This is a genomic window from Aeromicrobium sp. CnD17-E, assembly GCF_024124745.1.
Taxonomy (GTDB): Bacteria; Actinomycetota; Actinomycetes; order Propionibacteriales; family Nocardioidaceae; genus Aeromicrobium.
Map to the genome: position 1 here is coordinate 64986 of NZ_JAMXRU010000005.1, position 8164 is coordinate 73149.

The 8164-nt window shown below is 71.5% G+C and carries 10 protein-coding genes; 6 read left to right on the forward strand and 4 right to left on the reverse strand.

The features are described 5' to 3' along the window. The first annotated feature begins 117 nt into the window (after window positions 1–117). A complete protein-coding gene (locus tag NH339_RS02365) occupies window positions 118–1716 on the forward strand; it encodes an ABC-F family ATP-binding cassette domain-containing protein (protein WP_067857621.1) in 1599 nt (532 codons plus the stop codon). Here NH339_RS02365 and NH339_RS02370 read toward each other — a convergent pair. Beyond that, window positions 1689–2468 carry an SURF1 family protein gene (locus NH339_RS02370; RefSeq protein ID WP_253022092.1) on the reverse strand — a complete coding sequence of 260 codons (780 nt, stop codon included), beginning with the start codon at window positions 2466–2468 and terminating at the stop codon, window positions 1689–1691. The two genes, NH339_RS02365 and NH339_RS02370, sit on opposite strands and share 28 nt — an antisense overlap. Before the next feature lie 69 nt (window positions 2469–2537). On the opposite strand from NH339_RS02370, the gene moaA reads away from it, so the two are divergent. Beyond that, window positions 2538–3524, forward strand: coding sequence for a GTP 3',8-cyclase MoaA (gene moaA / locus NH339_RS02375; protein WP_253022094.1), 987 nt, complete (start codon window positions 2538–2540; stop codon window positions 3522–3524). A gap of 8 nt (window positions 3525–3532) precedes the next feature. Here the strand turns inward: moaA and NH339_RS02380 are convergent, their stop codons facing one another. Together NH339_RS02380 and NH339_RS02385 are read right to left on the reverse strand one after the other, a co-directional pair. Continuing rightward, window positions 3533–3727, reverse strand: a complete 195-nt coding sequence (locus NH339_RS02380; RefSeq protein WP_253022096.1) for an acetone carboxylase — start codon at window positions 3725–3727, stop codon at window positions 3533–3535. Beyond that, on the reverse strand, window positions 3720–4082 hold the full coding sequence (locus tag NH339_RS02385) for a DUF3099 domain-containing protein (protein WP_253022098.1): 363 nt from the start codon (window positions 4080–4082) through the stop codon (window positions 3720–3722). The genes NH339_RS02380 and NH339_RS02385 overlap by 8 nt, the downstream gene beginning before the upstream one ends. A 77-nt stretch (window positions 4083–4159) precedes the next feature. Between NH339_RS02385 and NH339_RS02390 the strand changes: the two genes are divergently transcribed. Beyond that, window positions 4160–4375, forward strand: a complete 216-nt coding sequence (locus tag NH339_RS02390) for a dodecin (protein WP_253022100.1) — start codon at window positions 4160–4162, stop codon at window positions 4373–4375. A gap of 45 nt (window positions 4376–4420) precedes the next feature. On the opposite strand, the gene serB is transcribed toward NH339_RS02390, so the two are convergent. Next, on the reverse strand, window positions 4421–5632 hold the full coding sequence (gene serB / locus NH339_RS02395) for a phosphoserine phosphatase SerB (protein WP_253022102.1): 1212 nt from the start codon (window positions 5630–5632) through the stop codon (window positions 4421–4423). Window positions 5633–5757: 125 nt separating this feature from the next. Here serB and NH339_RS02400 point away from each other — a divergent pair, with 125 nt between their 5' ends. The 3 genes from NH339_RS02400 to NH339_RS02410 form a co-directional block, all read left to right on the forward strand. Continuing rightward, window positions 5758–6564, forward strand: a complete 807-nt coding sequence (locus NH339_RS02400) for an ABC transporter ATP-binding protein (RefSeq protein WP_253022104.1) — start codon at window positions 5758–5760, stop codon at window positions 6562–6564. Window positions 6565–6642: 78 nt separating this feature from the next. Continuing rightward, complete coding sequence (locus tag NH339_RS02405; protein WP_253022106.1) at window positions 6643–7092, forward strand: NfeD family protein; 450 nt, start codon at window positions 6643–6645, stop codon at window positions 7090–7092. A gap of 2 nt (window positions 7093–7094) precedes the next feature. Then, window positions 7095–8164 (forward strand): SPFH domain-containing protein (locus NH339_RS02410; RefSeq protein ID WP_253022108.1); only part of this gene is annotated, 1070 nt, incomplete at its 3' end.

The following is an 8164-nucleotide window of genomic DNA, read 5'->3' on the forward strand; positions in this document are numbered from 1 at the left end:
GGATGCGGGGGAGCGGGCGGTCGCCCCGTAGACTGCTCCGGTGAGCTACTACCAGCGGGAGTGACGACCGGACGACGTCCGGCGTTCTCGCACACCCCCTGACCACGAAAGCTCCCCATGATCACCGTCAACGACGTGACGCTGCGCTTCGGCGCCCGCGTCCTCATGCAGAACGTCTCCTTCCGCGTCGACAAGGGCGACAAGATCGGCCTCGTCGGCCGCAACGGCGCCGGCAAGACCACGCTCACGCGGATGCTGTCCGGCGACGGCCAGCCCGCCGAGGGCAGCATCACGCTCAGCGGGAAGATCGGCTACCTCCCGCAGGACCCGAAGTCCGGCGACCTGTCGATCACCGCGCGCGACCGGATCCTCGGTGCCCGCGGGCTCGACGAGGCGCTCGCGACGATGCGCAAGGCCGAGCTCGACATGGGCTCGGCCGACCCCGACGTCGCCGAGCGGGCGATGAAGGCCTACGGCCGCGCCCAGGACGTGTTCTCGGCCGGCGGCGGGTACGCCGCCGAGGCCGAGGCCGCGACCATCTCGAACGCGCTCGGCCTGCCCGACCGTGTGCTCGACCAGCAGCTGCAGACGCTCTCCGGCGGTCAGCGTCGCCGCATCGAGCTCGCCCGCATCCTGTTCAGCGACGCCGACACGATGCTGCTCGACGAGCCGACCAACCACCTCGACGCCGACTCGATCACCTGGCTCCGCGGCTTCCTCAAGACGTTCTCCGGTGGTCTCGTGATCATCAGCCACGACGTCGACCTGGTCGAGGAGACGGTCAACAAGGTCTTCTACCTCGACGCCAACCGCGCCACCATCGACATCTACAACACCGGCTGGAAGCACTACCTGCGCCAGCGCGAGGCCGACGAGGCGCGCCGCAAGCGCGAGCGCGAGATCACGACGAAGACCGCCGAGCGACTCGTCGCGCAGGGCAACAAGATGCGCGCGAAGGCCAGCAAGGCCAGCGCGGCGCAGCAGATGCTGCGGCGCGCGGAGCAGATGATGTCCGGTCTCGACGACGTCCGCCAGGCCGACAAGGTCGCCAAGATCGACTTCCCGAAGCCGGCCCCGTGCGGCAAGACCCCGCTCATGGCCCAGGGACTCTCCAAGTCCTACGGTGCGCTGGAGATCTTCGCGGGCGTCGACCTCGCGATCGACAAGGGCAGCCGCGTGGTCGTGCTCGGTCTGAACGGAGCGGGCAAGACCACCCTGCTGCGGATGCTCGCCGGCACCCTGCAGTCCGACACCGGCGAGATCCAGCCGGGTCACGGGCTGAAGATCGGCTACTTCGCCCAGGAGCACGAGACGCTCGACATGGACCGCACCGTGCTCGAGAACATGCAGCGCTCCGCGCCGGAGCTCACCGACACCCAGGCGCGCAGCGTCCTCGGCGCGTTCCTGTTCTCCGGCGACGACACCGCGAAGCCGGCCAAGGTGCTCTCGGGCGGTGAGCGGACCCGCCTCGCGCTGGCAGGGCTCATCGTCTCGAGCGCGAACGTGCTGCTGCTCGACGAGCCGACCAACAACCTCGACCCGGCCTCGCGTGAGGAGGTGCTCGACGCGATCCGTCGGTACGAGGGCGCGATCGTCCTCGTGTCCCACGACGAGGGCGCCGTGCGCGCACTCGACCCCGACCGCGTGCTGCTGCTGCCCGACGGCGACGAGGACCTGTGGAACGACGGCTACGCCGAACTGGTCTCCCTGGCCTGATCGTCCTCGGAGGCGGCGGCGCCCGCGCCGCGCCGGCGCTCGAGCCACTCGATGCGCGCGAACCAGACGAACCCGGCCAGCGCGAGCCCGGCGAAGAACCACCACTGCAGCCCGTAGAAGAAGTGTGGGCCGCCGCCGAGGTCGGGCCTCGGCTCGAGCTCGAGCCCGCCGGTGCCGCCGGTCTGCTCGCGCAGGTTGAGGTAGCCGGACCTCACGTCGTAGGGGAGCGAGCCGGCCAGCCCGGTGCTCGAGATCGAGCGGACCTGCCCCTCCACCGGCGTCGTCGCGTCGGCGCCGGCGCCGCTGTCGGGGCGCAGCCAGCCCTGCACGGTGACGGTCCCGCTCGGCGGTGCGGGGACGTCGCTGGGGGCGGCCGCCGTGTTCGACGTGGGCACCCACCCGCGGTCGACCAGCACGGCGCTGCCGTCGTCGAGGAGCAGCGGCGTGACCACCTCGGCGCCGGGGCGGCCGTCGCGGGTGCTGAACTTCACCGTCACCTGGGAGGTCGGGTCGTAGCGCCCCTGCGCGACGACCCGAGTCCACTCGAGGTCCTTCGTGACCTTCAGGCCGACCGGTGCGACCTGGTCGAGGGGGACGGGGTCGGCGGCCAGGTGCTGCTCGACCCGCTCGTTCGACTCGTGCCGGACCTCGCGCTTGTGCCACTGCCAGTCGCCCATGAGCACGCACACGACCGCGAGCGCCACGACGGCGAGGAAGAACCCGATCCACCGGGCACTGAGCAGGAACCGCACCCCTCGAATCTAGCCGCCCGACACCAGCGCGCTCCGGCGAGGTTGGGTCCGCGCTCCTAGACTGGGGGGATGCAGCTCGGTGACAGACATGGACGTGTGGCCACCGACCTGCGGGTCTCGTTGACGGACCGGTGCAACCTGCGCTGCCAGTACTGCATGCCCGCCGAAGGGCTCGACTGGATGCCCACGGCCGAGGTGCTCACCGACGACGAGGTCGTCCGGCTGATCCACGTCGCGGTCACCCGCCTCGGCGTCGTCGACGTCCGGTTCACCGGGGGCGAGCCGCTGCTGCGTCGTGGGCTCGCCTCGATCGTCGCGGCCACCAAGGCGATGCCCGGGTCGCCCCGCACCGCCATCACCACGAACGCCCTCGGGCTGAGCCGCACGGCCCACGCGCTCGCCGCCGCCGGCCTCGACCGGGTCAACGTCAGCCTCGACACCACCGACCCGGAGACGTTCCACCGGATCACGCTGCGCGACCGCTTCCACGACGTCGTGGCAGGCCTCGAGGCCGCCGCCGCCGCAGGGCTGACGCCCGTCAAGATCAACGCGGTGCTGCTGCGCGGGCTCAACGAGGACGAGGGCCCCGTGCTGCTGCGCTGGTGCATGGAGCGAGGCTACGAGCTGCGCTTCATCGAGCAGATGCCGCTCGACGCTCAGCACGGCTGGGACCGCAGCCGCATGATCACGGCCGACGAGATCCTCGCGCGACTCTCCGAGCACGTGACCCTCACGCCCCTCGACGGGCGGGGGAGCGCCCCGGCCGAGAAGTTCCAGGTCGACGGGGGCCCGCACACCGTGGGGATCATCGGGTCGGTCACACGGCCGTTCTGCGCCGACTGCAACCGCGTCCGCCTGACCGCCGACGGCCAGGTGCGCACGTGCCTGTTCGCCCGCGAGGAGTCCGACCTGCGCGCCGCGCTGCGCGGCGGGGCCGACGACGACGAGCTGGCCCGCCGGTGGGTCGACGCGATGTGGGGCAAGGCGGCCGGGCACGGCATCGACGACCCCACGTTCCTGCAGCCGTCGCGACCGATGTCCTCGATCGGCGGCTGAGCGGCCCGTCAGCCCTCGAGCGGGAGCGTCTCCTTGTAGAACCCGCGCGCGTCGAGGAATCGGCGCAGCGACTGCTCGTGCTCGTCGCACGCCAACCAGGTCTTGCGACGGTCCGGCGTGTGGATCTTGGGGTTGTTCCACTCGACGCGGTGCAGGGCCGCCGCCGTGCAGCCCTTGGCCGAGCAGACCAGCTCGTCAGTCACGCTCGGCACGACGCTCCTCGGCGGGACCGTCGCTGATCTGGCCGAACGGCTCGGGCTTCATGATGTCGGTGCCCTCACCCTTGGTGCGGACGCCGGCGTTGGCCAGGATCACCGAGGTGTACGGCAGGAACACGGCGCCCACCAGGAGCACGATCGCGAGCCACATGACGTGGTTCCAGGCGATCACGGCCCCGATGAAGCAGAGCGTGCGCACGCCCATGCTGAGGGCATAGCGGAGCTCGCGGGACCCCAGCTCGTCGCTGTGCCCCTCGCTGGCCGAGGTGATCGAGTAGACCTGCTCGTCACGGCTGCCAGCGGAGCCGGTCGACGAGCCCTTCGGCGGTGTGTGCTTCACCTCTCCAGCGTACGTCGCGTCGGGCGGACCTGCCGGGCGCCGGGACGTGAGGAGCAGGACACCGGCATGATGCTGTCATGAGCAACCGCACCTACCGCGTCACCGAGATCGTCGGCACCTCTCCCGAGGGTGTCACCCAGGCCATCGAGAACGGCATCAAGCGCGCCGGCCAGACCCTGCGTCACCTCGACTGGTTCGAGGTCGAGGGCATCCGCGGCGCGATCACCGACACCGACGTGTCGCACTACCAGGTGACGATGAAGATCGGCTTCCGCCTCGAGGACGACGAGTAGTCACCCGCTGGTCACTCTCCGGGGCCGCGATGTCGCGGGGGCGGGTCACTCCTCCTCGGCCGCGTCGGCGGCCTCGACCTCCTCGCGCGTGATGCCGAGGAGGTACATGACCGAGTCGAGGTACGGCACGTTGACCGACGTCTGCGCCTGGTCGCGCACCATCGGCTTGGCGTTGAACGCGATGCCCAGCCCCGCAGCGGCCAGCATGTCGAGGTCGTTGGCCCCGTCGCCCACCGCCACCGTGTTCTTGAGCCCGATGCGCGCCTCGGCGGCGAAGCGCCGCAGCGCCTCCGCCTTGCCGGCCCGGTCGACCACGGCACCCACGACCCCGCCCGTGAGCCGGCCGTCGACGACCTCCAGCTCGTTGGCCGCCCAGTAGTCGATGCCCAGGTCGGCGGCGATGCGCTCGATGATCTGGGTGAAGCCACCACTGACGAGTGCGAACCGGTAGCCGAGCCGCTTGAGGCTGCGCACCATCGTCCGAGCACCGGGCGTGTACTCCAGCGCCGCGTAGACGTCGTCGAGCGCCGACGCCGGCACGCCCTCGAGCCGGGCCACGCGCTGGCGCAACGACTCCTCGAAGTCGATCTCGCCCCGCATCGCCGACTCCGTGACCGCGGCGACCTCGTCGGCGCAGCCGGCGTGCTCCGCGAGCATCTCGATGACCTCGCCCTGGATCAGCGTCGAGTCGACGTCCATCACGACGAGCCGCTGGGCGTGGCGCAGGATGCCGCGCTCCTCGACGGCCACGTCGACGCCGTGCTCGAAGGCGGCCGCCGCGAGCTCGACCTGCAGGACGTCGGGGTCGGCTCCGGAGACCTCCAGCCGCAATGCCGTCACCGGGTAGCGGGCGAGGCGCAGGATGCGGTCGATGTTGCCGCCCGCGGCCTTGATGCGGCTGGTCAGGGCGGTCATCGCCGCGGGACGCAGCGGGTGGCCGAGCAGCGTGACCTGGCTGCGACCCACCCGGCGGGGGCGGTTGTCGCCGACGCCGTGCTCGACCTCGACCTCCATGCCCAGCTCGGTCGCGGTCGCGCGCACCGCGGCCTCGAGGGCGTCGACGTCGTCCGGCAGCGACACGAGCACGCTCAGCACGAGACGGCCGCGGACGACGAGCTGCTCGACGTCGACGACCTCGACCTCGAACGGCTCGAGCGACGCGAACAGCCTCGTCGAGACGCCGCTGCGGTCGGGTCCCGTCAGGGTCAGCAGCAGGGTGGGCGAGGTGAGGTGCACGGCCGGCACGTGGGCGCTCATCGGGACCGAGGCTATCGCCCGACCGCCCGTCGGCGACGCGGGACGCCACGATAGGTTGGACACAGCGCGCCAGCCTCGGTGCGAGCGCGCCGTCGTCCGGTCCGACCAGCAGCAGGAGACCCCGCATGGCCACCGCGTTCCAGCTCGACTCGGTGAGCGTGGTCAGGCCCGGCAAGCGCCTGCTCGACGACGTCTCCTGGACCGTGCACGACGACGAGCGCTGGGTCGTGCTCGGCCCCAACGGCGCCGGCAAGAGCACCCTGCTCCAGGTGGTCGGCGCGCACCTGCACCCGACGTCGGGCAGCGCGGAGATCCTCGGCGAGCGTCTCGGCGCCACCGACGTGTTCGACCTGCGCACCCGGATCGGCCACAGCGCGACCGTCGTCGCCGACCGGATCCCGCCGGTCGAGCGCGTCGAGGACGTCGTGCTCTCCGCCGCCCACGCGGTGACCGGCCGCTGGCGCGAGACCTACGACGAGGACGACGTGCAGCGCGCCCGCCAGATCATGGGCGAGCTCGGCATCACCGCCCTCGCCGACCGCACCTTCGGGACGCTCTCGGAGGGCGAGCGCAAGCGGTCGCTCATCGCCCGCGCGCTGATGACCGACCCCGAGCTGCTGCTGCTCGACGAGCCGGGCGCCGGGCTCGACCTCGGTGCCCGCGAGGACCTCCTGGCCAGCCTCGACGTGTTGTCCTCGACCCCTGGCGCGCCCGTGCTCGTGATGGTCTCCCACCACGTCGAGGAGATCCCGCCGGGCTTCACGCACGTGCTCCTGCTGCGCGACGGCGGCGTCGTCGCGCGGGGCCCGATCGCCGAGGTCCTGACCGCGGAGAATCTTGGCACCACGTTCGGGATGCGGCTCGAGCTCGACCACGTCGACGGTCGCTACGCGGCCCGGCGCGCGCAGTACGGCCGACGAGCGCTGCGCTGACGTCGTGCCTCACGTGGCTGGTAGCGTGACGCGCCCGACGCGTGTGCGCGACTGCGCCGTCATGAGAGGAGACCACCGATGATCGAGTGGATGACGGAGAACGCCTGGGTCACCTGGGTCGGCGTCGCCGTCCTGCTGGCGGTCGCCGAGCTGCTGAGCCTCGACCTCGTGCTGCTCATGTTCGCGATCGGCGCGCTGGCCGGGGCGGTCGCGAGCGCCGTGGGCGCGCCCTTCTGGGTGGCGATGCTCGCGTTCGGCGTCGTCGGCGTCGGGCTGCTGTTCTTCGCCCGACCACCCATGGTCGCCCGCCTGCACGCCGGACCGACGCTCACCACCGGCCACGACGCGCTCGTCGGCCGGACCGGCGTCGTGCTCGAGCCGGTCGGCCCGTTCGGCGGCCGCATCACGCTCGCGAGCGAGGTGTGGTCGGCCCGCACCGAGGGCGACGCCGAGGTGGCGCCCGGAGCCGAGGTCGTCGTGACCCGCATCGACGGCGCCACCGCCGTCATCACCCCGAAGGAGTCCTGAGCATGACCGCCTTGACCATCTTCCTGGTCCTGCTGGCGATCCTCGCCGTCGTCGTCGTGACGATGACGATCAAGATCGTCCCGCAGGCCCGCGCCGGCATCGTGGAGCGGTTCGGCAAGTACCGCACCACCCTCTCGGCCGGCCTGAACATCGTCGTCCCGTTCATCGACAAGGTGCGCTACATGATCGACCTGCGCGAGCAGGTCGTCTCGTTCCCGCCGCAGCCGGTGATCACCGAGGACAACCTCACGGTCTCCATCGACACCGTCATCTACTTCCAGGTGACCGACCCCGTGGCCGCGACGTACGAGATCGCCCACTACATCCAGGCCATCGAGCAGCTCACCATGACGACGCTGCGCAACATCATCGGTGGCATGAGCCTCGAGCACGCGCTCACGAGCCGCGACCAGATCAACTCCGGCCTGCGCGGCGAGCTCGACGGGGCCACCGGCAAGTGGGGCATCCGCGTCAACCGGGTCGAGCTCAAGGGCATCGACCCGCCGCCGTCGATCATCGACGCGATGGAGAAGCAGATGCGCGCCGAGCGCGACAAGCGCGCCGCGATCCTCACCGCCGAGGGCGACCGGCAGAGCGCCATCCTCACCGCCGAGGGCCAGAAGCAGGCCGCCATCCTGACCGCCGAGGGCGAGAAGCAGGCCGCGATCCTGTCGGCCGAGGGCGAGAAGCAGGCGGCCATCCTGACGGCGCAGGGCGAGGGCCGCGCCATCGAGACGGTCTTCCAGGCCATCCACGACGGCAACCCGGACCAGAAGCTGCTGTCCTACCAGTACCTGCAGACGCTGCCGAAGATCGCCAGCGGCGAGAACGCGTCGACCTGGATCATCCCGGCCGAGCTCACCAAGGCCCTCGGCACGCTCGGGAACCAGCTCGGCACGATCCCCGTCGACGGCGGGGGCAGCCGCAACCGGGTCGACCTCGACGAGCCCGTCGAGACGGGGGAGTCCTCGGCCGGCACGCAGGCCGCGGTCGAGGCGGCGCTCGAGGCCGCCAAGGCCGCCGAGAAGCCCGGGGTGGGGACCGGCGGGGGCACCGCCGACCCGGTCGCCCC

What these genes read in the sequence shown, in the direction of transcription:
- NH339_RS02365 (WP_067857621.1), top strand. Translation starts at nt 118, where the DNA reads ATGATCACCGTCAACGACGTGACGCTGCGCTTCGGCGCCCGCGTCCTC.
- moaA (WP_253022094.1), top strand. Translation starts at nt 2,538, where the DNA reads ATGCAGCTCGGTGACAGACATGGACGTGTGGCCACCGACCTGCGGGTC.
- NH339_RS02390 (WP_253022100.1), top strand. Translation starts at nt 4,160, where the DNA reads ATGAGCAACCGCACCTACCGCGTCACCGAGATCGTCGGCACCTCTCCC.
- serB (WP_253022102.1), bottom strand. Translation starts at nt 5,632, where the DNA reads ATGAGCGCCCACGTGCCGGCCGTGCACCTCACCTCGCCCACCCTGCTG.
- NH339_RS02400 (WP_253022104.1), top strand. Translation starts at nt 5,758, where the DNA reads ATGGCCACCGCGTTCCAGCTCGACTCGGTGAGCGTGGTCAGGCCCGGC.
- NH339_RS02405 (WP_253022106.1), top strand. Translation starts at nt 6,643, where the DNA reads ATGATCGAGTGGATGACGGAGAACGCCTGGGTCACCTGGGTCGGCGTC.